Source organism: Streptomyces sp. NPDC043908, assembly GCF_056435525.1.
Window position 1 is genome coordinate 41,112 of record NZ_JBWKEI010000014.1, and the last position, 23,631, is coordinate 64,742.

18 protein-coding genes and 3 pseudogenes are annotated in these 23,631 nt (G+C 68.4%); 8 read left to right on the top strand and 13 right to left on the bottom strand.

Annotated elements, in window-relative coordinates; translation table 11 throughout:
* Positions 1–288: 288 nt before the first annotated feature.
* Positions 289–546 (top strand): annotated as a pseudogene (locus AC069K_RS27510) (transposase); the annotation flags it as partial.
* On the opposite strand, the pseudogene AC069K_RS27515 reads toward AC069K_RS27510, so the two are convergent.
* From AC069K_RS27515 to AC069K_RS27540, 6 genes and pseudogenes are all read right to left on the bottom strand, one after another.
* Positions 538–828, bottom strand: a pseudogene (locus AC069K_RS27515) (SMI1/KNR4 family protein); the annotation flags it as partial. The pseudogenes AC069K_RS27510 and AC069K_RS27515 overlap by 9 nt on opposite strands.
* 411 nt (positions 829–1,239) lie before the next feature.
* Positions 1,240–2,079: an alpha/beta fold hydrolase gene (locus tag AC069K_RS27520; RefSeq protein WP_478620820.1), complete on the bottom strand. Its 840-nt coding sequence runs from the start codon at positions 2,077–2,079 to the stop codon at positions 1,240–1,242.
* Between the two features lie 414 nt (positions 2,080–2,493).
* Positions 2,494–3,639, bottom strand: coding sequence for a serine hydrolase domain-containing protein (locus tag AC069K_RS27525; RefSeq protein ID WP_478620822.1), 1,146 nt, complete (start codon positions 3,637–3,639; stop codon positions 2,494–2,496).
* Positions 3,640–3,684: 45 nt separating this feature from the next.
* Positions 3,685–4,158 carry a Dps family protein gene (locus tag AC069K_RS27530; protein ID WP_478620824.1) on the bottom strand — a complete coding sequence of 158 codons (474 nt, stop codon included), beginning with the start codon at positions 4,156–4,158 and terminating at the stop codon, positions 3,685–3,687.
* 34 nt (positions 4,159–4,192) lie between these two features.
* Entirely contained in the window at positions 4,193–5,026 is an 834-nt protein-coding gene (locus AC069K_RS27535) for an alpha/beta fold hydrolase (RefSeq protein ID WP_478620826.1), read from the bottom strand.
* A 129-nt stretch (positions 5,027–5,155) separates the two neighbouring features.
* Complete coding sequence (locus AC069K_RS27540; protein WP_478620828.1) at positions 5,156–7,906, bottom strand: AAA family ATPase; 2,751 nt, start codon at positions 7,904–7,906, stop codon at positions 5,156–5,158.
* A 665-nt stretch (positions 7,907–8,571) separates the two neighbouring features.
* On the opposite strand from AC069K_RS27540, the gene AC069K_RS27545 reads away from it, so the two are divergent.
* Entirely contained in the window at positions 8,572–9,018 is a 447-nt protein-coding gene (locus AC069K_RS27545; RefSeq protein WP_358832153.1) for a hypothetical protein, read from the top strand.
* Between the two features lie 293 nt (positions 9,019–9,311).
* On the opposite strand, the gene AC069K_RS27550 is transcribed toward AC069K_RS27545, so the two are convergent.
* Positions 9,312–9,779: a hypothetical protein gene (locus tag AC069K_RS27550; protein WP_478620830.1), complete on the bottom strand. Its 468-nt coding sequence runs from the start codon at positions 9,777–9,779 to the stop codon at positions 9,312–9,314.
* 328 nt (positions 9,780–10,107) lie between these two features.
* On the opposite strand from AC069K_RS27550, the pseudogene AC069K_RS27555 reads away from it, so the two are divergent.
* Positions 10,108–10,386 (top strand): annotated as a pseudogene (locus AC069K_RS27555) (DNA polymerase III subunit alpha); the annotation flags it as partial.
* A gap of 268 nt (positions 10,387–10,654) precedes the next feature.
* Here the strand turns inward: AC069K_RS27555 and AC069K_RS27560 are convergent.
* The gene (locus AC069K_RS27560; protein WP_478620832.1) at positions 10,655–12,025 is read right to left on the bottom strand and encodes an RICIN domain-containing protein; all 1,371 of its coding nucleotides are present in this window, start codon (positions 12,023–12,025) and stop codon (positions 10,655–10,657) included.
* 31 nt (positions 12,026–12,056) lie between these two features.
* Positions 12,057–13,487, bottom strand: coding sequence for an endo-1,4-beta-xylanase (locus tag AC069K_RS27565; protein WP_478620834.1), 1,431 nt, complete (start codon positions 13,485–13,487; stop codon positions 12,057–12,059).
* A gap of 609 nt (positions 13,488–14,096) precedes the next feature.
* On the opposite strand from AC069K_RS27565, the gene AC069K_RS27570 reads away from it, so the two are divergent.
* Entirely contained in the window at positions 14,097–15,572 is a 1,476-nt protein-coding gene (locus AC069K_RS27570) for a non-reducing end alpha-L-arabinofuranosidase family hydrolase (RefSeq protein WP_478620836.1), read from the top strand.
* 846 nt (positions 15,573–16,418) lie between these two features.
* On the opposite strand, the gene AC069K_RS27575 is transcribed toward AC069K_RS27570, so the two are convergent.
* Positions 16,419–16,598 (bottom strand): hypothetical protein, encoded by a 180-nt coding sequence (locus AC069K_RS27575; RefSeq protein ID WP_478620838.1) that lies wholly within the window; start codon positions 16,596–16,598, stop codon positions 16,419–16,421.
* 327 nt (positions 16,599–16,925) lie between these two features.
* On the opposite strand from AC069K_RS27575, the gene AC069K_RS27580 reads away from it, so the two are divergent.
* Positions 16,926–17,795, top strand: coding sequence for a class II glutamine amidotransferase (locus tag AC069K_RS27580; protein WP_478620840.1), 870 nt, complete (start codon positions 16,926–16,928; stop codon positions 17,793–17,795).
* 268 nt (positions 17,796–18,063) lie between these two features.
* Here AC069K_RS27580 and AC069K_RS27585 read toward each other — a convergent pair whose 3' ends face one another.
* Entirely contained in the window at positions 18,064–18,888 is an 825-nt protein-coding gene (locus AC069K_RS27585) for a helix-turn-helix domain-containing protein (protein ID WP_478620842.1), read from the bottom strand.
* A gap of 112 nt (positions 18,889–19,000) precedes the next feature.
* On the opposite strand from AC069K_RS27585, the gene AC069K_RS27590 reads away from it, so the two are divergent.
* Positions 19,001–19,777, top strand: coding sequence for an alpha/beta fold hydrolase (locus tag AC069K_RS27590; RefSeq protein WP_478620844.1), 777 nt, complete (start codon positions 19,001–19,003; stop codon positions 19,775–19,777).
* A gap of 270 nt (positions 19,778–20,047) precedes the next feature.
* Here the strand turns inward: AC069K_RS27590 and AC069K_RS27595 are convergent, their stop codons facing one another.
* Positions 20,048–21,001: a GlxA family transcriptional regulator gene (locus AC069K_RS27595; protein WP_478620846.1), complete on the bottom strand. Its 954-nt coding sequence runs from the start codon at positions 20,999–21,001 to the stop codon at positions 20,048–20,050.
* Between the two features lie 99 nt (positions 21,002–21,100).
* Here AC069K_RS27595 and AC069K_RS27600 point away from each other — a divergent pair, with 99 nt between their 5' ends.
* Positions 21,101–21,814, top strand: coding sequence for an HD domain-containing protein (locus tag AC069K_RS27600; RefSeq protein ID WP_478620848.1), 714 nt, complete (start codon positions 21,101–21,103; stop codon positions 21,812–21,814).
* 974 nt (positions 21,815–22,788) lie between these two features.
* Here AC069K_RS27600 and AC069K_RS27605 read toward each other — a convergent pair.
* Positions 22,789–23,148, bottom strand: coding sequence for a MerR family transcriptional regulator (locus AC069K_RS27605; protein WP_478620850.1), 360 nt, complete (start codon positions 23,146–23,148; stop codon positions 22,789–22,791).
* A 59-nt stretch (positions 23,149–23,207) separates the two neighbouring features.
* Here AC069K_RS27605 and AC069K_RS27610 point away from each other — a divergent pair, with 59 nt between their 5' ends.
* Positions 23,208–23,564 (top strand): putative quinol monooxygenase, encoded by a 357-nt coding sequence (locus AC069K_RS27610; RefSeq protein WP_478620852.1) that lies wholly within the window; start codon positions 23,208–23,210, stop codon positions 23,562–23,564.
* Positions 23,565–23,631 lie beyond the last annotated feature (67 nt).

Below are 23,631 nucleotides of genomic sequence, written 5' to 3' on the forward strand. Positions count from 1 at the left end.
GCTAGCTACGTCCTTGAGCAGTCACTCGCGTACACGTCGCGGCTCATGTAGTGGGCCTGGACCCGGGCGCAGACAGCGTCGAGCACGACCGAGACGTTCCTCCGGGCCAACGCCACTACAGATCTCGCAGACCCTTACGGGGGATCCGGCCTGTCTCGACCTGACGGAGTTCTCGCGGGGTGAGGAGTCGCGTCACGCGGCGTGACCGTGGCGCGGAAGACCGGCACCTCAGGACCCCCTGCCCAGCTCGGCGAGCTCATTCACGCGAAGCGTCAGTCGCGGCCGTGGATCGTGTCGGACGAACTGTGGTCGCTGATCGCGCCGTTGCTGCCAGAGCCGCCACCGAAGCAGGTGAAAGGGCGTCCGCAGGTGCCTGACCGGCAGGCTTTGTGCGGGATCCTGCTCGTCCTGCATACCGGGATCCAGTGGGAGTATCTGCCCCAGGAGTTCGGCTTCGGCTCGGGCATGACCTGCTGGCGTCGCTTGGCGGCCTGGAACGAAGCCGGCGTCTGGGACCAGCTCCACCAGCTGCTGCTAAACACGCTGCGGCCACTCCGGGTGCTCCACTCCCACGGACGCCTCACGTCGCGTCAGGTACTCGCCGGCGACGCTGGAGCCCGGGCCAAGCAGTGGCAGCAGTCGGTAGTCAGGGCCAAAGCCGCCGTCAGCGACCTCGCGATACAAGCGCGCAAGTAGGGGATGCAGCGCGAAGCCCAGTTGTATCTCGGCCTCTGCGATCTGCGCATCGCCAACCGGCGCCGGAAGGTCCTCGCCATCCGATGCGGCCCGGACGGCAACGCGTTGCACGAGGTCATCAATGTCGGTCATGACCATGATGCTGTCAGCCCCCCCCCCCCGACATACGACGGCCAGGGCGGCCGGGCGGACAGTCGGGCCACAGCAAGTTCAGAGAAGCCTGTATCCGCTGCTCTCTGCTCCGTCCCGACCCCGCCCAGCGCCCCCGCCTGACTGAAATCCGGCTCGGCAAGCGGCCCCATCCAGCCCCGCTCAGCCAATTGAAGGCGGTCGGGCCGCGTCCAGCACAGGCGTCCGCCAACCTGGCGGCCATGCTTACCTTGTTTGTCGGATGACCGTTGGCAGGCCACATCTCACGCTGTCGAGCAGTCTCCGGTATGGGGCTGCCGCACGATTGGGTGACTCTTTTGGCCTGTCACCGGAACCTGCATCAGAACCGCTGTGCGGCGATGTGCGAGGAGAGCGACAGGGCGGGCCCCTCGGTCATCGGACCGTGCGGGCCGCCTGCTCGACGATGCGCGTGACGGCCTCGGGGCGGGATACGGATACCGCGTGTGACGCGTCGATGGTCGTCGTGCGGGCATTGGCGAGGGCTGACATGAAGCGCTGGGCAGCCACGGGGATGTTGCGGTCCTCCGTGGTCACCAGCGACCAGGAGGGGATCGTCTTCCAGGCGGCCTGGGTGGACTTCTCCTCCAGCGCGGCGGCAGCGATCGGACGCTGCCCTGCAGCCATGAGCCTGGCCTTGTCTTTCGGCACGTCTGCGGCGAACTGGCCGCGGAACTTCTGAGGCTCGATGTACACGTCCGTGCCCTGATCACCGTCGGGCAGGACGTAGTTGACGGACTCGACGGCTTGGCCGAGGGTGCTGCCGGGGAACTTGTCCGTCAGTCCGATCGAACTCTCGCCCTCGTCCGGCAGGAACGCCGCGATGTAGACCAGTGCCTTCACTTTGCCCTCAAGGCCCGCGGCGGCCTGGCTGATGACGGTGCCGCCGTAGGAGTGACCGACCAAGACCACGGGCCCGTCGATGTGGTCGAGGACGCTGCGCAGGTAGGCGGCATCGGTCGCCGGACCACGCAGCGGGTTGGCGGCGGACACCACCGGGTAGCCCGCACGTTGCAGCCGGGCGACGACACCGTCCCAGCTCGCGGCGTCGGCGAACGCTCCGTGTTCCAGCACGATCGTCGGACGTACGGGGTGGCGGGGCGTAGCGTCGGCCGCGGCGGGCAGGGCGACGGCGGTGACGGACAGTCCGACGGCGGCGGTGACACCGAGCAGCGCGGATCTGCTGCCCGGACGGACGAGGTGGTTGTTACGCATGTGTGAAATCCCTCTTGTTCGATGGGTGGTGCTCGACGGACCGAAAGGCGATACAGCTTGGTACGTCGAGAAATGGGGCCCGGCTCGCTTCGCCGGTGCCTGGTGGACGTGCGTCCGTCTGCGCCACGTGAGCAGCGCGGATCGGAGCGCCGGTGGGCGGCAGCCGAGAGCGGCGCGGAGAGCGGCTGCCGGGGCCGGCGGGTGATCCTGATGCTTCGGCCTCGCCCGTTCACCGGGCGAGGACCGCCGTCGTCCTGGCCTACGAGGGGGCGGCCGGAGCGGTTCATTCACCGGCGGGCTGCTCGTTCGCGGACAGGGGCGGCGGTGTGACGTGTCGCGGGCAGCGGCTTCCCGGCGCGATCGAGCCTATGGCCGAGGTGGTGCCGTAGCCCTCACCCTTCGTGACGATTGCCCTCAGCCGGTACGCTCCAGGACTTCGTAGACATGCCGGAGGTAGCTGTGCGTGCGGTCCGAGCCGAGGATCCCGTCGCCCACCCGGTTCATCGTGTACGAGAACGTGACGCGCCGGTCGAGGTCCATCACGACGATCGAGCCGCCCCGGCCGACCCAGAAGCAGATCCTCCCGGTGGGCATGTGCGGCATCGTCCTCGGGTCGGCGAGTGCGTAGCCCATGCCCCAGCGGACGGGAACGCCCAGGAACAGGTCGACTCCGTCGGCCTGTACGTCGAACACCTTGTCCACCGTCTCCTCCGAGAGAAGCTGGCGGCCGTTGACCTGGCCGCGCCGCGAGATGACGGAGAGCGCTCGGGCCAGGCCTCGGGCGTTGCCGTGTCCGTTGACGGCTCCGAGTTCGGCGGAGCGCCACTGCGGGGTGTCGACGTGCTCGTCACGTGCGGGGCTTCCGAGCAGCGTCCTGGTGAAGATCCCCTCGGGATCGAGACCCGTGGGTATACCGCCTGGCTGCGAGGGGGCCACCAGATCGGCGATACGCGGCCAGTCGGCCCGTCGCGCGCCGATCTGGACGTCGGCTTGCGTCGGTTCGGCGATCTCGGTGGCGACGAACTCCGTCAGGGTACGGCCACTGGCCCGACGGACAAGCTCCCCCACCAGTTGCCCTTGGGTCTGCACGTGGTAGCCCGAAGCGGAGCCCGGCTCCCACCAGGGTGCCTGCGCGGCCAGCCGGGCACTCGCGGTAGGCCGATCGTAGAGATCCTCCATGGAGAAGGGCTGCTCCCAGCCGGAGAGTCCCGAGGTGTGAGCCAGGACGTGGCGCACCTCGATGTGCTCCTTTCCCTGGGCGGCGAACTCGGGCCAGTAGTGCGCGACCGGGCGGTGCAGATCCAGCGCGCCCCGGTCGACGAGGATGAGAGCCGCGAGATTGGTGAGGGTTTTCGTGGTCGACCACATACTCACCAACGTGTCCCGGTGCCACGGAACGGTCCGTGCTTCGTCCGCGTGGCCACCCCACAGATCGACTTCCATGACTCCGTCCACATCGACGGCGATGGACACCCCCAACTCCTCGCCTGTTTCGAGGTGCGCTGCCAGCACCGCTCGTACCGGTTCGAATCGGTCTGTGCTCGTTCCCTCGACACCCATGCTCTTCTCCACTTCGGACGACAACTGTGCGGCTCTGGCCTCTGATCAGGCGCGGTTCTCCGCCTGGAACATCCAGCTCTGCTTCTCGAGATCGGCCGTCAGTCCGACGAGGAGATCCTCGGTGACGACGTCCACCGGGCCCATCACGACGATGCGCTCACGCAGCCTTTCGGTCACGGCAGAGAGCGCGTACACCAAGGCTTCGACGGCGTCACTGTCCTTGGTCCAGCCCGGCGGAAGGGCGGGCACGCCACTGGTTCCCGCAACGGTCCCGGCCCGTCCGTCCGGGCTGACGCCCAGGGCGGCCGCGCGCTCGGCCACCGTGTCGGCGTGATTGCGGGCGACGGTGGCGACCTCGTCGAGCTGGGCGTGAACCGAGCGGAAGCGCGGGCCGTACACATTCCAGTGGGCCTGCTTGGCTACCAGGGACAGGTCGAGAAGGTCGGCCAGGGTCGCTTGCAGCGCCGCACCCGCGGTCTCGCGGTCGCGCTCGGGCAGAGGGTTGTTGACAACCGGCACAGCAGTGCGGTCCTTTCGTGACAGGCGCCGGCTCTCAGGCAGCGAGGAAGTCGAGCAGGGCGGCGTTGACCTCGGCCGCGTGCGTGAGCAGCAGCCCGTGCGGAGCGCCGTCGATCTCGACGTACCGCGCGTCGGGCAGGCGGCGGCGGAACTCGCGGGCCGTGGCGTCGATCGGCAGGATGCGGTCGGCGGTCCCGTGCAGGATCAGCGACGGTACGTCGATGCGCTCCACGTCGGCCCGGAAGTCCGTCAGCCACGCCGGGACGCACGCGTACGCCGCCCTGGGCGCCGAGTCGATGGCGGTGGCCCAGTTCGCCCGCAGCGCGGCCTCGCTGAGCCGCGACCCGAGCGTTTCGTCGGTGTTGAAGAAGTCGACGAAGAAGCTTTCGTACCAGGCGTAGCGGTCGTCCTCCGCCTGCTCCGCGATGCCGTCGAAGACGCTCTGCGGCACACCGGTGGGGTTGTCCGGCGTCTGCAACAGGAACGGCTGGAGCGAACCGAGAAACGCCGCCTTCGCGACCCGCTCCGAGCCGTGGACGCCGAGGTAGCGGGCGACCTCGCCCGATCCCATCGAGAACCCGACGAGAACCACGTCACGCAGGTCCAGCTGCGTCAGTACGGTGTCCAGGTCGGCGGCGAAGGTGTCGTAGTCGTAGCCCGTCATGGTCTTGCTCGACCGGCCGAAACCACGGCGGTCGTAGGTGATGACGCGGTAGCCGGCCTTGACCAGCGCATCGGTCTGCTTCTCCCACGACTGCCCGTCCAGCGGGTAACCGTGGATCAGGACGACCGGCTGCCCCGACCCGTGGTCCTCGTAGTAGAGATCGATGCCGGTCGAGCCCTCGGTGCCGACGGTGATGGTTCCCATGGTGTGCCTTCCCGCCCGTCCGCCGTGTGCGCACCGGGCATGGCACAAACCTAGGAATCAAGCAGGTCGGACCGCGTCCGTCGGATTACGGCTTCGACGTACGTCATGCTGCTGCGTCTTCCGCGTACGTCATGACGCTGCGCTGTCGGGGTACGTCGTCGTGCCGCCGAGCACCGAGGCGAGTTCGCCTCGGGACGTGACCCCCAGTTTGGGGAACATCCGCTGGAGATGGGTGCTCACCGTCCGGGGCGACACGTACAACCGCTCGCCGATCTCCCGGTTCGTCAGACCCTGCGCGGCGAGCTGGGCGACATGCAGCTCGGTCGACGTCAGCCGATCGACCGCGGCCGGATCCTGGCGCGGGGACGACGCGCCCGCGGCCCGCAGTTCCTGCCGTGCCCGCTCCGCCCATGCCGACGCGCCGAGGGCGTCGAAGATCTCGCGTGCGGCCTGCAGGACGACGCGGGACTCCGCGGGCCGCTGGTGACGCCGCAGCCACTCCCCCAGGGCGAGGCGCGCCCGCGCCCCCTCGAACGGCCAGTCCGCGGGGACGGATTCGAGGGCCGCCCTGTACAGCGGCTCGGCGGCGTCCTGCGGGCTCAGCAGGGCCCGGCCCAGTCGCAACCCGCAGAGCAGGGCGGGCGAAGACGTCGATTCCCCGAGCGGGGTCAGGTCCCGCACGATGTCGCGTGCCACCCTCGCGGAATCGCTGCGCACCGCCGCCTCGACCAGCTCCGCGACCGCGTAGAAGCGCAGCCAGGAGTGGAAGGCAGGGTCGGCCGGGTCGAAGACGCGGTGCAGGTGGCCGAACGCGTCGCCGTAACGGCCCTGGCAGAGTGCCGCCTGCCCGCGGGCCATCTGCATGATGGCCAGCACCGGGCGCCTTCCGCTGGGGAGAGCCTCGCGTTCGGCTTCGGCCGCCCATGCCTCTGCCGCCGGGTCGCCGCTGACGGCGGCCAGCTGTGCGCGGATGGCCTTCACCATCGCGGCCACAAGAGGCTGACCGGTCTCGCGGGCAAGCGACGCGGCCTCCTCCGCGGCGAGGGAACCAGCGCGCACGTCACCCAGCCGTGCGGCGCTCCCCGCCTGGACGCAGAGAGCGCGGGCCAGCATCGACAGCCTGCCCTGTGCTCGCAAGGCGTCCAGCGACCTCGCCGCCAACCGGCTCGCCAGGGCGGGAGCGCCCACCGTCACGGCGGCGGCACCCAGGAGTTGGTCCCCCTCCGCGTTCTCCGACGAGCGCTCCAGCTGACCCGCCAGCCCCTCCATGACCCCTTCCCCACGCTCGACCGGCGCCGAGTACGCCCGCAGAGCGACCAGATCGGCGTTGTCAGCGGGCACGGGCATCCGGTCGGCAGCGGCGGCGACCCGCTCGCGGGCGGCCGGGCCCGGCTCTCCCCAGAAGCACTGCAGGACCGCGCTCCACAGCATGCGCAGCCCCAGTGTCGACTCGCCGCCGGCGGCGATCTCGACCGCCAGCTCGGCCAGCTCGGCGGTCGCGGCGCCCTCGCCCCGCGTCCCCTCGGCCAGAGCGATGCTGACCCAGGCCGCGCGGCCTTGGTCCCGGACCGAAAGGTCCAGTGAGCGCGCCTGGGTCAGCAGGTGCGTCGCGACGTCTCCTTGGCCCGACTCCAGTGCGAGCTCCGCCGCCCGGAGCAGCCGGTCCGCCCGCGCGCAGGGGTCCTTCGTCAGCTCCGCCGCCCGCCTCAGCGCGGCAAGGGCTGCGGCGACACCGGCTCGCCTCAGGGCTCTGCCGGCCGTGGAGTCCAGATCCCGTGCCACTCGTTCGTCGAGACCGGCGGTGGCGGCGGCACGGTGCCATGCCTGCCGATCGGGCTGCCCCTGGAGCGCGGCGGCCAGCGCGGCGTGCGCGGCCTGGCGTTCCGCGGCGGTGGCGGCGTGGTGTATCGCCGAGCGGATGAGGGGGTGCCTGAAGGCCGGCCCCTGGGCCTCCACCAGGCCCGCGTCGATCGCTGCCTGGAAAGCACCGACGTCGACCGCCGTCCCGAGCATCCGCCTCGCCGCGGCGAGGCATTCGTCCATCGTCCCGTCACCGTTGAGAGCCGACAGGAGCAGGACCGCACGGGTGTCGGCAGGCAGGCGGGAGACCCGTGCCGTGAACGTCCGCTCCAGCCGCGCGGTCAGCGGCAGCGGACCCGGGTTGAGCGCGTACGCCCCGCCCACCGACTGCAGCGCGACCGGCAGCTCGGTCAGCGCCAGCGGGTTCCCCGCGGCCTCCTCCAACAGCCGCCGTCTGACCTGCTGTCCCAGTCCGGGGGCGACCGCGTCCAGCACCTCACCCGATACCTCGTCCGTCAGCGGGCCCAGGTGCAGCGCAGGCAGGCCGGCACTGCTGAGGCGGTCGTCGACGCGCCGGGTGACGGCGACCAGAACGAGGGGGTCGGACTCGATCCGCCGCGCCACGAACCCGAGCACATCGAGGCTGGCACGGTCCATCCAGTGGGCGTCCTCGACGACCACCAGCAATGGCGCCTTCGCCGCCGCGTCCGTCAGCAGGGTCAGCGCGGCCAAGCCGACGAGGTACAGATCGGGCACGGCCTCGTCGACGAGCCCGACGGCCGCGAGCAGCGCAGTGCGCTGCCGTCCCGGCAAGTCGTCGATTCCGTCCCGCAGTTGGTGAACCAACTGGTGCAGGCCGGCACAGGGCAGGTCTTCCTCCGACTGGACCCCCACAGCGGTAATCACCCGAAACCCGCCGCGTGCTGCCGCACCCGCGGCCTCCGCGACCAGCGCCGACTTGCCGATCCCCGGCGCGCCGGTGATCACCATCGCGCCGCCCGAACCGGCGGCCCCCTGCTCGACCAGGGCAGCCAGCGTGCGACGCTCCGTATCGCGACCCAGTAGCGCCCGACGATGCATGCCGCACCCCCCGTTTCGTTATGCCTCCCCCGCACCCGACGGCTCCGCGTCCTCGCGGAACCAGGCGACCCGGCGGCATCTCCACTGGTGGGCGACCTGGAAGCCTGGCCTGGAGGCCGTTCCTGCAATGGTATGCATGCTGCCGAGCGGGAACGACCGCTGCCCGCATCCGCGAAACCGCGCCGCCGGGATCGGAGCGGGGCCGATCGGCTTTCCGCAGTCGCCCCAAGCCCCGGCCCACGATTGACTTCTGGGGCGTGGCCGGTGCCTCGCCCGCGGCGAGCCTCATCACCTGCTTCATACCGCACCACGCGACCGACACCCTCGACGCCATGAGGACGTACGACTCTCGCCGCTACATCGACCACGCCACCCCGGCGTCCTCGACCCGCACGAGTCACCTTCACGGTGGGGATCGGTTGGGGATCCCGACCGGGATCCCCCGCTGTCCAAGTAACTGGGCCGTCGGGTGTTCGTCTCAGCGAGCCCGTCGGCGCCGATACTCCAGCACGACCCTGACGGCATATACCGCGAGGGTTTACCCGTACTGCCGCCGAAGGTGGAGGCTGAGTTCAACCCGCCGCTGAATGTGGTGTGATCATGGCGTCCCTAGCCTTTCCTGTTGACCGCACCATCGGCAGCATCGCCACAACAGGGGGTTACTCATGCGAAAGACCACCGTCCGCAGGCTGGCCGTGACCGGTACGGCCGGACTCGCCGCGCTGGCCGGAGTGCTCGTCCAGGCGAGCCCGGCGGCGGCCGCGACCGGCCGCAGCGACGCCTGCGGTACGTACGCCTGCGGCAGCGGCACCTTCACCTGGGGCAAGAAGACCCTCAACGGCGCCATGTCCGTCACCTTCCCGTGCGGCAAGGACCTGGTCGCCGGGCAGATCCGGATCATCGTCACGGGCACGGACGGCAGGCAGCAGTACGGCAGCCCGCACATCGTGGGCAAGAGCGGCTGCGGCCACTACACCGTGTTCAACAACCTGTCCTGGAACCAGCAGGCCGACATCAAGTTCTTCCAGGTGGAGACCTCCTCCACCAAGGGACAGGGGTCCAGCGGCTTTCACAAGTACCTCGGCAACGTCGTGGACAACCCGCTGACCTGAGCGGACCACGTTCTCACCGGCGGCCGGCACACGGCATCCGCACGGATGCCCGGTCACCGAGCGCTACGGGACCGGTTTGCGAGACCGCTTATGCGATGCGCCCCCTCCTGGGGCGGAGGCACGTGGTGGGATCCCATGACCTCTCTCCGCCCAGGTGATAGCGCACCGGACGGGCGTGCGGGAACAAAGACCTCAAGTCCTTGTTCCCGCACGCCCGAGGCGCTCCCGGCATGCTTGGTCACCGGTCGGCCAGCCCACACCGGTCGGACATCCCGCCTGAGGAGAACGCGGGTCTAGCGCACCGCCCAGCCCTGGTAACGGTTGCCGGGGTTGCAGCCCTCTTCGTGGAAGAGGTAGGGGCTCCCATTTCCTTCGTCCAGGCAGGACCGCACGCCGAAGTTGAAGAATTGGTAGCCGACCGGGCTGTCCGTCATCGCCCAGATCTCGTAGGGGTCCTTGGAGTCGCAGGACTTCATCTGGACCGAGCTGGAGCTCATCGCACGCACGCAGCGCCCCGTGGCGTCGTTCCTGATCTGCACGTTGGGGTAACCGGTGTCGGGAGCGACGGACACGATCCGCCAGGTGTTGATGGAGGGCGAGGTCGGCTTCTGGGTCAGCGCTGACTGCAGGACGTAGCTGCCGTAGTTGTTGTAGAGGCCGTAGCCGTCGTGATTGCTCTGGATGAACTTGAAGTCCCAGTTCACCGAGGCATTCGCGGTGCCGGTGCCACCAAGCACCAGTGCGCCGGCAGCGAATGCCACGCCCAGCCAGGCTTTGACTCGCATCTTCATGGATTCCTCTTCTGTCTGAGTCTGTTTCTGCAACCGGTCATTTCTTGCTGCGGGAAGCCGGGAAGTCGTTGGCCCTGTTCGGGTGCTGGCGAGAACCCCGCCGGCCGCTGTGCCCCCACAAGCGATAGGGGGCTGGGGCGGCGGCCCGCAGTCCGACCGTGCACGCCCAAGGAGTTGGCCTTGTGACCGCGAGGGGATCCGCGCAGGTCAGCGAGGGATCTGAGGCCGGACAAGTGGGGTTGTCCGCGGACAATCGCGGGACTGGCCGGGCACAGGAAAGTCACGACCGCATCGCCGGTTCGAGGCGTATTTCCTGTCGTTCGCCCAGGTCGTGGCGGTTGTTCGGAAGATGGGGGCCGGGGTCACCGCGCGCGGCTCCGGGGCCGGGTCGATGGTCAACCACGCCCGGCACATCGCCATCGCCGGCCCGTTGGACCATCGTCTGCTGTTCGAGAGGTCTGTCTCCGTGCGGTGGCGCTCGCTGCCGGACATCGGCATCGACGTGGAGTCCGCGCGGCGCCTGGAGTTCTACGACAGGATCTTCGAACGGTACGGAGCGGAGCGCGTCGCCGTGTCAGCGGAATACCGGAACCTGCCTGACCCGACACGCGATGCGCTTTCCTATCAGGCTCAGCGTGTTGGAGAGCGGCCCAGGCATTCGGGAGCATGGGCTGGTTCGTGGTCGGGCGGGACGGCCGGGGGCTAGTAGTTCGATCTTGTAACCGCCTTCTGGGGCGGGTTCGGCGGTGAGGGTGCCATCGAGCAGTTCGGTGCCTGAGGCATGTGTCAACGACGGAGTGGAGCCAGGATCGATCCGGGCTCCACTCCGTGGTGCGGGCGTGTCACTAAAACTGTGCGAAGAACCTCCAGATCTCTGCCTTGGTCCAGGTGGTGACGCCGCTTTCGCCGGTGGAGCCGTCGACCGGACCGGGCATGTGGCCTCCGTCGAACGCGGCCCACTGGACCGGGTATCCGGCACGGCAGCCCGAGTAGGTGGTGGTGATGTGCGTTCGGCTGCCCAGCGCGGGCTCGCGCGAGCTCTGGGAGGCGCAGCCGTTGTTGCGGACGAATCTGTCGCGCAGGGACCGTCCTTGCGCGATGTTGAGGACGGAGTCGCTGACCCCGTGGATTCCGAAGTAGGCGATCGGCTGGGCGCCGCCACCGCACCCGCTGATCTCAGCACCGGACATGACCGCGACGGCCCTGAAGACGTCCGCCCGGCTGCATGCGAGTGCGTAGCTCATACCGCCGCCCCAGCTGAATCCCGTGGCGAAACGCTGTGCCGGGTTGACGCAGAGGCCGCCCTCGATGCGCCGGAGCATGTCGTCGACGAAGGTGACGTCCTCACCGCCCGCGTTGGCCCAGCCGTTGCCGAGGCCCTGGGGGGCGACGAGGATCGCGCTGTTGTTCGACTGTTCCTGTTGGCCGTAGTAAGACCAGGCGGTCCCGCTCGTGCCGCCTGAGGCGACGTCGCCCGCTGTTCCGCCCCGCCAGTGGAACGCGAAGATCAGTCGGTAGCGGTGGCTGTTGTCGTAGTTGGCGGGAACCCTCAGGATGAAGCTGCGGCTCTTGCCGCCGCTCTGGATCGTGTGCGTCCCGCTCGCCAGGGTCGGGGCGCTGCCGCATCCGCCGCCGCCTCCGCCGGACGACAGCTTGATCATCTGCCATTGCTGGTTGGCGCCGCCCCAGTCGGAGTACTGGCCGACGTTGCCGCCGTCGGCGGTGGAGGCCCCCTGCACCTCGACCGCCTTGCCGCTGGTGCGGTTGATCAACCGGATGTGGCCCGCGTCGGAGTCGGCCAGGCGGAACTGCTGGTTGGCCCCGTTGTGGTCGGCCCACTGCTGGATCGCGGCACCGTCTGCGGTCGAGGAGCCGGCCACGTCGAGGACCTTGCCCGAATGCCGGGCCTTGAGGCGGTAGAAGCCGTCGCCGGAGTCCACGAACTGCCACTGCTGGTTGGCTCCGTCGTTGCGTGTCCACTGGCTGACCCGCGCGCCGTCGGCGGTGGAGGCGCCGGAGACGTCCAGCGCCTTGCCGCTGTTGCGATTGACCATGACGTACCAGGCGTTGGTGTCCACCGTCGCCGCCTCGGCGGGCGCCGGATTCACCGCGGCGAGCATGCCGATCGCGAGGGTCAGCGCCACCAGGGCGGCGACCCGGGACCACCAGCGATGTAATCGCGGAAAGGCGGGAGACACCTCACCGTAGGTCTTCATCGATTCACCCTTTCGTTTGTGGCAGGTCCCCTCAGGCGCGGGTCCAGCGCTGGTTACTGCCGTTCGAGCAGGAGTAGAGCTGGATCAGGGTGCCGTTGGCGGTACCGCCCGCGACGGCGTCGAGGCAGAGACCGGACTGGACGCCGACGATGGATCCGTCGGAATTGAGGCGCCACTTCTGGTTGTCGCCACCCCAGCAGCTGTAAATCTGGACTTTGGTGCCGTTGCCGGTGCCGGCCGCGTCCAGGCACTTGTTCCCGTACACCCTGAGCTCACCGGCGGCGGTGTACGTCCACTGCTGGTTGGTGCCGTTGTGGCAGTCCCACAACTGGACCTGGGTGCCGTCGGTGGTGCTGGCACCGGGCACGTCCAGGCAGCGGCCCGACCCGACGCCCTTGAGCTGTCCGCCATCCGCAGGGGGCGCCGTGGAGCCGCCGTTGAGCGCGTTGAGGACGGCGGTGTAGGCGGGCTTCTTGCTGCCGTTGCCGTTGAACAGCAGCGGTGTCTGCTCCGCTCGCCAGGAGTCGGTGTCGCGCACACCCCAGACGGTCATGCCAAGGCAGCGCGGGACGGCCAGGCAGTCGTTGGTCACGTTGGCGTAGGTCGTGGCCGAGGCGCCCTGGATGTCGAGTTCGGTGATGGCCACGTCGACACCGAGGGCCGCGAAGCTCTGCAGGGTGGTGCGGAAGTTGCTGTTGTACGGGCTGTCGTTGTTGAAGTGCGACTGGAAACCGACGCAGTCGATCGGCACACCGCGCTGCTTGAAGTCCCGGACCATGGCGTACACGCCCTGGGTCTTGGCCCAGGTCCAGTTCTCGATGTTGTAGTCGTTGTAGCAGAGCTTGGCGGCCGGGTCGGCGGCGCGCGCGGTGCGGAAGGCGACCTCCATCCAGTCGTTGCCGGTGCGCTGCAGGTTGGAGTCGCGCCGGCCTCCCGAGCTGCCGTCGGCGAAGGCCTCGTTCACGACGTCCCACTGGGCGATCTTGCCCTTGTAGTGGGCCATCACGCCGTTGATGTGCTCGATCATCGCCTGGCGCAGTGTGCTGCCGCCCAGGCTCTGCATCCAGCCGGGCTGCTGGGAGTGCCAGGCCAGGGTATGGCCGCGCACCTGCTTGCCGTTCTGCACCGCCCAGTTGTAGACGCGGTCACCGGCGGCGAAGTTGAACTGGCCCCTCTGCGGTTCGGTGGCGTCTATCTTCATCTCGTTCTCGGGCGTCACCATGGTGAACTCACGGCTGGCGATCGTCGTGTACGCCGAGTCGCCCAGCCTGCCGGAGGCGATGGCGGTGCCGAAGTAACGGCCGCTCTGCGCCGCCGCGGCGCCGAGCGTGCTCTCGGCGGCTTGTGCGGTCGGCGGCGCGACCAGTGCGGCGGCCGCGCAGAGGACACCGACCACCAGCGCCAACAGCAGACCGCGGATCTTGCGGCGGATAACCGGTCCGGGAAGGGCATATGAGCCCATGGCTGTACCTCCAGGGTAGACATCGCGCAAGGACTGAAGTGCAGGGGAATACGTCGTCCGCTCCCCCGCGGCGGACGGGTGCGGCGGGACAGAACCCGGGCGGCCGACCGGGTGCCCTCCGTGCCGGTTGAGATCGCGCGTCTGCCCGAACGGCACAGATTTCAGGGCTGACGTGGTTCGAAATCTCGAACTATAGTCCGTTTCTCAGACAGGGATGATTGAGGTATTGACGATGGATCGTCAATACTCCTCACAGAAGATGTTTCGGCTGCTTTCCCGAAATATTTCGAACTCGCGGCGAGCCGGGAGACGAATCCTCGGCGTCATCGTGGGCGGATGCCGCCTTGGACTGACGAGCTGTATCAGCGAATTCCCCGGGGTGTTGGGGTCGGCGCGACAGCTTGTCAGGCCCAGAGGGGATGCGCTGTTTTGTGGACAGGTCGGCAACAGGCCTTGACCAGAGGGCCCCGCGTTCCTAGCTTGTGACGTCGAAGCATCCGGAGAATTATTCGAAACATTCGAACGTGCCCCTGTCCCTGTCCCCTCCGCACGTCCGCTCCGTGGTTCATCGGGTCACACCTCGCCCCCGCCCCCAAAGGAGGCCCTCTGATGTGGTTTCGCCACCCGTCCTCGGTCCGCCCAAGACGCTTACTCGCCCTCCTCGCGCCCTTGCTGCTCGTGGCCACCTTCCTCGGCGTCCAGCCGGCCGGAGCGGCGACCGTCGGCCCCGACCCCAACGCCTCGTACGTGCTGGTCAACCGCAACAGCGGCAAGGCCCTGGACGTCTACAACCTGGCGACCAACGATGGCGCCCGCATCACCCAGTGGACCAGGAACGATCAGAACCAGCAGCAGTGGCAGTTCGTCGACTCCGGAGGCGGCTACTACCGCATCAAGTCCCGTCACTCCGGCAAAGTGCTGGACGTCTACAACTGGTCCACCGCGAACGGCGGCCCGATCGTCCAATGGGCCGACCAGAACGCCACCAACCAGCAGTGGCGGCTGGCCGACAGCTCAGATGGGTACGTAAGGCTCATCTCCCGCCACAGCAACAAGGCCCTTGAGGTACAGGGCGCCTCCGCCGCCGACAACGCGAACATCGTCCAGTACGACGACTGGGGCGGCACCAACCAGCAGTGGCAGCTCGTCAAGGTCGGCGCCGACAACCCCGGTCCGTGTGCTCTTCCTTCGACGTACCGGTGGACATCAACGGGCGCCCTGGCGCAGCCGAAGCCGGGGTGGGTCTCACTCAAGGACTTCACCGTCGTCCCCTACAACGGCAGGCAACTCGTCTATGCGACGACGCATGACACGGGGACGAGATGGGGGTCGATGAACTTCAGCCCGTTCACCAACTGGTCGGAGATGGCCTCGGCCGGCCAGAACACGATGCCAGCCTCCACCGTCGCGCCCACGCTCTTCTACTTCGCGCCGAAGAACATCTGGGTGCTCACCTACCAGTGGGGCAGGAGCGCCTTCTCCTACCGGACCTCAAGCGACCCCACCAACCCGAACGGCTGGTCATCGGAGCAGGTGCTCTTCTCCGGAAGCATCTCCGACTCCGGAACAGGACCCATCGACCAGACGCTCATCGGTGACGGGACCAACATGTACCTGTTCTTCGCCGGTGACAACGGCAAGATCTACCGGGCCAGTATGCCGATCGGGAACTTCCCGGGCAGCTTCGGCGCGACCTCGACAGAGATCATGAGCGATACGCGGAACAACCTGTTCGAAGCCCCGCAGGTCTACAAGCTGCAGGGCCAGAACCGCTACCTCATGATCGTCGAAGCGATCGGCTCGCAGGGCCGCTACTTCCGCTCGTTCACGGCGACCAGTCTGAACGGCTCATGGACACCCCAGGCCGCGACCGAGAGCAACCCCTTCGCCGGCAAGGCCAACAGTGGCGCCACCTGGACCAACGACATCAGCCATGGCGAACTGATCCGCACCAGCCCCGATCAGACCATGACCGTCGATCCCTGCAACCTGCAGTTCCTCTACCAGGGACGCAGCCCCAACTCCGACGGGGTCGACTACGGCCTCCTGCCCTACCGACCGGGCCTGCTTACCCTGCAGCGCTGACGTTGCCGCGTGACACGAGTCCCGCTCTGGTAGGGGCCGGTTGGGCGGACTCGGCGAAAGGCCGAGCCCGCCCGTGCCACGCGACAACGTCCGCGCTCATACGGTGACGGAGCGCGGGGGCGGGCAACGCTCACCAGTCCGAGGACCATCCCGTGACCGCGCGCCTGCGCGCAGTACGGCCAAGCGACGGATTTGCCGACCGTGGTGGCGACCCCCAGGATGCCCAGCACTCCCAGCACTCCCAGCACGTCCGCTCGCCACCGGACGCCCCGGACACATCTACCCGAGGCTTGTGCGCCCTCGCTGCATTCGCCGACCCGTCCACCACGCCCGATGCTCCCGGGTCCAAGCGCCCGTTCCGATGGGCCGTTCGGGAGGGAGTGAGACGGCGTTGGCGGTCAGGTACGCGGATGCGGCACATCAGCACCAACCAAAATCGTTGTGCTGCTCCCGGAGACTCCTCCTTCAAGCCACCCCGATGTTGGCCGCAGGGTCAGCGGGTACGGGCTGCTGGGCGGCCATGCCCGACAGAGCCAGTCGGTGTGCGCGGCCGATTCACGTGTGTGCGCGGAGTCGACACGGCGCAGCAGAAAGAGGCCAGCCAGCGAGATCAGCGCGTCCACCCCCTGCGCGGCGACCCGCCGCGCGGGGGGTGCTGACCTGGCGCGCAAAAAGGGGCTGGATCTACTCGACCCGCGGGCAACCACCGACCATTGTCCGAGCACGTACGGGCCCTGATCCTTCCCGCCGACGCCCTGGACGCGGTGCGGACCTGCCACGCGGCCCTGCCCCTCACCGCCACCGACGACAGAGAAGGCGCATCCCTCACTGGCCTGTGTGCAGCAACTACCCCGGCCCCTGCAGCCCCTCAAAGCTGTCCACAGTCTCCACGCCCTGGAACACGTCCTCGCCGTCCCGAGCGTTGACGTGCCCGCTGCCCGCGCCCTGCTGACCCGCCTCGTACTCGACCCAGCAGCCGTCCCGCAGACCCAGGCAGCATTCAGTGACATCCTGGCTGAGTGGCACACAGCCGGAATCGCCTGCTGACCCGCCCGCGCCCGGGTGGAGGCTGCGCGTGGTACGTGCGAAGACATGGTCCCTGTGCTGTGCTGGTGGGGCTTCCGGTTCCCCTCTCGACCACGACCTGGCCCGTCTGGTCCTCAAGGACCTGCGCCGCATCCCCCGGCCCCGGCTGGGCAGGCAACGTGAACCTCACCGTGACGAGAAGGCGGCGGATTCGCCCTGGAGCGGAGACCACGAATCCCCAGCGGTCCGGCCGCCACTTACCCCGGCAACGAACCGTTGGTCCGGCACGGGCCGCGAAGGGCCGGCCGACCCCTATGGAGGAATACCGTGTGCCGTCTTTTCGGCCTCAGCAGTGCCCCGCAACGCACGCACGCCACCTTCTGGCTTCTCGACGCCCCCGACAGTCTGAGCCGGCAGAGCCACCGCGACCCCGACGGCACGGGCCTCGGCCACTTCACCGCGGACGGCACCCCGCTCATCCACAAAGCCCCCATCGCGGCCTACCGCGACCGCGTCTTCGCCGAAGAGGCCCGGGAGGTGGAGTCAGCGACCTTCGTCGCCCACGTGCGCTTCGCCTCCACCGGCAGCCTCGACATGCGCAACACTCATCCCTTCGAGCAGGACGGGCGGCTCTTCGCGCACAACGGCGTCATCGAAGGCCTGGACAAGCTCGACGACCACCTGGGCGAGGACCGCTCGCTGGTCAAGGGCGACACAGACTCCGAGCGGTTCTTCGCCCTGATCACCCGAGAGACCCGGCGGCACGACGGTGACGTCACCGCGGGCATCCGGCAGGCCGCCCGGTGGATCGCCGAGAACCTGCCCGTCTACGCCATCAACCTGATCCTCACCACCCCCGAGGAACTGTGGGCACTGCGCTACCCCCACACCCACCAGTTGTACGTCCTCGAGCGCCGTCCGGGCGGCCAGCACGGCAGCCGGCACCTCGACCACAGCGGCAGCCACGGCCGGATGCGCATCCACTCCTCGCCCCTTGCCGAGCACCCCGCCGTCGTCGTCGCCAGCGAGCGCATGGACGACAACCCCCACTGGCAGGCGATGGAACCCGGCGAGCTGCTCCACGTCGGTCCCGACCTCCGCCTCAGCCGCCAGCTCGCCCTTCCCGATCCTCCGACACACCAACTCACCCTCGACGACCTGCACCCCGACGCAGCGGCCTCCCAGAAAGTCGCCTAAAGGGTTCCGACCAACAGCCACCGACCGAAACCGTCGGCTACGACGATCGCGGTCGGCTGCTCTCGACCAGCGGCCCGTCCGGCACCCGGCACCTTCTCCTTCGCCGAGAACGGTGACGCTTCGCACGCCTCCCAGAGGCGATGCCTCGGGGACGCCAAGCTATGGATAGGCCGCCCGACCGTTTCGCGGCCGAGGCCCGAAGCGTGGGGTGCCGGGTGTGATCGAGCTGAAACTCACGGCATTTGGCAGGAGTCCTCGAGTGCGTCTCCTACTCAGCGGGCAGCGCTTCCTGCCACGCACCCGGAGGCACACCTGTCGCCTTGCGGAAGAAGACGGAGAAGTTCGACGCGTCGGGGAAGCCGAGCGTGGTGGCGCAGCGAGCGGCGGTGAGGCGGTCGTGTGCGAGGAGCCGTTTGGCCTCCAGGATGAGCCGGTCGACGATGTACGCCTTCGCGGTGCGGCCGGTGGCCTGCTGCACTGCTCGGGTGAGGGTGCGGGGCGCGTATCCCAGCGCGCGGGCGTAGTAGCCCGCGTCGTGGTGCTGCCGGAAGTTCGCTTCGACGCTGGAGCGAAACGCGCGGAACAACGGATGGGTGAGCGATGTGTCGGCGTGCGGTGGGTGCAGCCGGGCGATGAGTGCGGAGAGCAGGATGCCGGGCAGCTGCGTCGAGGAGACGGGAGTTGGGGCGGAGGTTTCGAGGAGGAGATGACTGCGCGCCATGTCGACGTAGGGCCAGTCGGCGTCGGGGATGGCCCAGTGTGCGGCCAAGTCGGGAAAGGCCACGAGTTCGCGGGTGGCGTCGGTGACCGGCGCGGTCGGTGGGAACAGCACGATGTGCCCTGCCACTTCGGCGATGTCGTCCCAGCGGTGTACCGCGCCGGGTGGAATCCATACTGCGGCGCGTTCCCGAAGCGGGTGGAGGCGGAAGTCGACCGTGACCGATCCGGGCCCGGTGTCGATGACGGCCAGGACGTGGAAGTCAGCACGCTGGCTGCCGCCGTCGTTCAGCTTCCGCAGATGAGCGAACGTCATCGTCTCCACCGAGGCCGCACGTACTGCGGGTTGGTAGGTCATCTGCCGGATCAGGTGCACGTGTCCAGTTTCCACCAGCGGATGACCAGTCACGCTGATGCCCCGTTTCCGTGCGGAAGTTCCCATGGTCGGACAGGGCGAACCGCCTGGGATCTCGATCGGAAGGACCATCGTGAAGACGACGCAGCAGACACTTCTGCCCACGTATGACCATCGGCTGGGGACCGGGCCGACTTTGGTATTCCTGCACTACTGGGGCGGCTCTGCCCGCACCTGGGACCTCGTCGTCGACCGTCTGGCAGGCCGTGATGTGCTCACAGTCGACTTCCGCGGATGGGGCCGTTCACGTGCTCTGCCGGGCCCCTATACGCTCGGTCAGCTCGCCGAGGACACGCTCGATGTGCTCGCGGACGCGGCGGTCACCGACTATGTCCTGGTGGGGCATTCCATGGGGGGCAAGGTCGCACAGCTGGTCGCGGCCACGCGGCCCACCGGCTTGCGCGGCATCGTTCTCGTCGGGTCCGCCCCGGCAGAACCCGCCGCACACGTCACTCCCGAATACCAGGAGACCCTGTCGCATGCCTACGACTCCGAAGAGTCCGTGGCCGGGGCGCGGGATCACGTCCTCACCGCGACCGAGCTGCCCGCTTTGGTCAAAGCGCGGATCGTGACCGATTCACGTACGGTCACCGCGGCAGCCCGGACCGAGTGGCCGTTGCGTGGCATCGCGCAGGACATCACCGCGTACACACGCGTGGTCAACGTGCCCGCTCTCGTCGTCGCCGGGGAACACGACCAGGTGGAGCCTGTCGGCGTGCTCCGCGACCATCTGCTGCCCTACCTCGTCCAAGCCGACTTCACGGTGGTCCCCCACACAGGTCACCTGATCCCGCTGGAAGCCCCAGCCGCCCTCGCCGACGCCCTCACCACGTTCACACCGACAACCTGAACCCGCCCCACGACGGTCGGCAGGCCTGCTCGGCTTCGGCTAAGCAACCGTCGACCGAGGCGCGGCCACTGAGCCCCAGGCGCCGGAGTTTGCTGCGGCACGTCTGAGCCGTCCGCAACCGCGCCAGACCGAGCGGACCCACGGGGGCCCCCGTGATGCCGCCACCCGCTGGTCGGAGGCGAGCAGCCGGGGAAAGAGGCAGCGGCGCGCCCGGTCACACGATCAGCGCGCGCCGCCGCACCCCGCCGCGCCTCGGGACAACAGGCCGTATCAGCGAGTACGGAACGCCGTGCGATAGGCCTGCGGGGACGTTCCGGTCTGGCGGGTGAAATGGTGGCGCAACGTCGCGGCAGAGCCGAAGCCGCTTTCGTCGGCGATGCAATCGACGGTCAGGTCGGTGGTTTCCAGGAGTTGCTGGGCATGGCGGATACGGGCCCGCAGCAGCCATTGGAGGGGCGTGGTCCCGGTCTGCGCGCGGAAGTGACGGTTGAGGCTGCGGATGCTCATGGCGGCGTGCTGGGCGATGACATCCAGAGTGAGGCTCTGGTGGAGGTTGGCCTGTATCCAGTACAGGGTGGGCTGCAGGGTGGCGGTGCGGTCGGTGGGCTGAGGGTGCTCTATGAATTGGGCTTGGCCGCCGTCACGTTGTAGGGGCATGACGGTGCGGCGGGCGGTGGCGGCGGCCATGTGAGCGCCCAGGTCGGTGCGGACCAGGTGCAAACACAAGTCGAGTGCTGCGGCGACACCGGCTGAGGTGATCAGGTTGCCATGATCGACGAACAGGACGGCAGGGTCGACGTCGACCTCTGGGTAGCGCCGGGCGAGCTCACCCGCGTACTGCCAGTGCGTGGTGGCCCGGTGTCCGTCGAGAAGGCCGGTGGCGGCGAGAGAAAAGGCGCCGACACAGATCGAGGCGAGACGGGCCCCGCGTGCGGCGGCGGCCCGCAGTGCCTCCACCACGGAGCCGGGGGGTGGCTCCAGGAACCTGGAGTGGGCGGGGATGACGACAGTATCGGCTCGCGCAAGGGTGCCCAGGTCCCCGGGGGCATGTATCTGGAACGCCCCATGGTCCGGGCTGGTGGTGACGGTCCGGTCGAGGGCGCAGACGCAGACGTCGTAATGAGAGGTGCCCGCGGCCTGGTTGGCGGTACCGAAGATCTGACCCGGCACGGACAACTCGAAGGGAACCACACCGTCGAGCGCGAGGACTGCTACAGCCATCATGGCCAGAACTTAACGCATGCTGGCATTGTTGCCACTGGTTTGCGGTGGGAGCAGTCAGCAGGATCGAGGCATCCCCGGACCTTGTGAGGAGCCCCGATTGTGAGTACGTCCCCGCCCGCCCCCTTCGCTGACTTCGCTGACCTCGCTGACCTCGCTGACTTCGACCTGCCCGGCAGCGTGCTTGCGGCAGATGCGTTGCGCTTCACCAAGGAGCGTGTGCCGGACTTCATCTTCCGGCACAGCGTGCGCAGTTATCTGTTTGCCCGGGCGCTGGCCGATGAGCGCGGTTGGCAGCCGGGTGCCGAATACGACGACGAGCTGGTGTTCCTCGGCTGCGTGCTGCACGACTTGGGGCTGGGCCAGGAGGGCAACGGTGACCAGCGGTTCGAGGTGGATGGAGCCGACCTGGCCGCGCGGTTCCTATCGGACCGCGGGACCGGCAAGGAGCGCGTCGCGCTGGTGTGGGACGCGATCGCCCTGCACACCTCCGACGGCATCGCCTCCCGCAAGGCCCCGGAGATCGCCCTCCCCCAGGCGGGGATCGCTATGGACGTCTTCGGGCGCGACAAGGAGCGCCTCCCGGCGGGGTTCGCGGAGCGCGTCCACGCCGCTCTCCCCCGCGCCGACCTGGCGTACGCCATGACGGACCTGATCGTGGCACAAGCCCTGTCCAACCCGTCCAAGGCCAGCCCGCTGAGCTTCCCCGGTCAGCTGGTTCGCCGTCATCTCCCGGACGGCACGCTCCCGGACTGGTACGACATCATCGCCGAGGGCTCCTGGGGCGACCGGCCGACAGCAGCCCCAGCGGGGTAGGCGATTCATCTCTCCGCCCTCAGCAAGGGTGACGGATGGCCTCGACTTCTTGCTGGTCAGGAGGGATTGCGCCCCCTCGCACCCCCTCCTTACCGGAGATCCGGGAGTGGTTGACGTTACGGAACCCGAACGGCCGGGGCTTGCAGGGTAGCGGGGCGGTGATGGCGACAGGCTCTCGCGCTGACGGTAGCCCAGTGCGCGGGACACGTATCACGCAAGGCGGGGCGGACAGGGAACCCAGAAGCAGGCACTTTTGCGCCATGAGAGCGCCCATGAGGGCGTCATCTCGCCTCATCCGGCCGCTCTCTTCTCATACAGAGCGGTACCCCTCACCCTGAGGAGAACCGTCGAAGGGGGACTGTCATGCGCCGCCGCAGGAAGACGACCTCACTCCTGGTCGCGCCGCTGCTTCTGGCGAGCGCGGCTGTCGCCGTGCCTGTCGCGTTGGCCACTCCGGCGAGCGCCGCCCCGCACGGTTGCCAATCCACGAAGTTGGACCATGCCACTGCCAGTTCCACCTGCCACTACGGGCCTGGTCAGCAGCGGATAGTGATCACGTGCCTGGATGGTGTCAACGGATACCGGTACACGTTCTACGGCGCGTGGGTGCAGTGGTACCAGAACTCGAAGGCCTCGTGCGCGGCGCCGTACCGGCAGAACATCTCGTACATCACCATCGAAGTCCGCTGACTCCTCACGGTTACCGTTCCAGGGCTACATCGGATGGGCCCAGCGGGCCACCGCCTTGGAGAGCGGTGACGGCCGATTGACCCCGCGCGGCCGGAGCGCCACCGTCACTGCGTCCGTCCCCTACCCGCCGTCGGCCGACGCCGACCCAGACGTGCGCGTCCTAACCCTTTCGATGCGGAAGAACACGAAGCCCTGGGGTGCGGGACTGTTGGGCGAGGTTGAGAGCGCGACGTGGGTTCGCCCTCACACGTGTTGCCCTTCCCGGAAGTCAACGGTGAGCCGCCCTACGTGCCGATTTGTTCGCGGGTCCGGGTGTCGGAGACGAGCCGTGCCAGGGATGCGCGGGTTTCCGATAGCGCGGAGATTCGGTCGTCCAGACCGTCGAGATGTTCTTGGAGGGTCGCCAGCTTGCATTCGGCGACCGACCCGTCTTGGCGAATGCACGGTTGCAGGTCGCGTATGACGCGGGTCGGCAGGCCGGCATCCAACAACGCGCGAATGCGCCGGACCACGGCCGGGGCGTTGTCGTCATAGCGGCGGTGGCCGCTGTCGAGGCGGTAGGACTCCAGGAGGCCCTGCTCCTCGTAGTAGCGCAACAGCCGGACGGAGGTGCCCGTTGCAGCCGCGAGCTCACCGATCTTCATGTGGCGCTCCTCACAGCCCCTTGAACCTCACATTGATGTGAGATCTTAGCGTGGGGGCCATGACGAACACAGAACGCCCCATAGCCCTCTACGGTTTCCTGCGCCCCAGGCCGGAACGCGCGGACGAGGTCCGGCGCATCCTCTCCTCTTTCGTGGAACCCACCCGGCGAGAGCCCGGCAACATGCAGTACCACCTCCACGAGCACGAGGACGGCCGCTTCTTCCTGTACGAAGTCTGGCGCTCCCAGGAAGACCTGGACCGGCACAACGCGACACCCCCACTGCGCGCCTTCCTTCAGGATCTGTCGACCTTCCTGGAGGAAGCCCCAGAAGGCTACTTCGACACCATGCTCAGCCCATACCCGGGGAGTGAATCGGCCACTGTGGTCGCGGAGGACCGCGGGCGCGCCAACTGACGTGCGTCGGTGCATGCGATGCCCCACCGCTATCCCACCGCTATATCGGATCCGGCATCCACCCGAC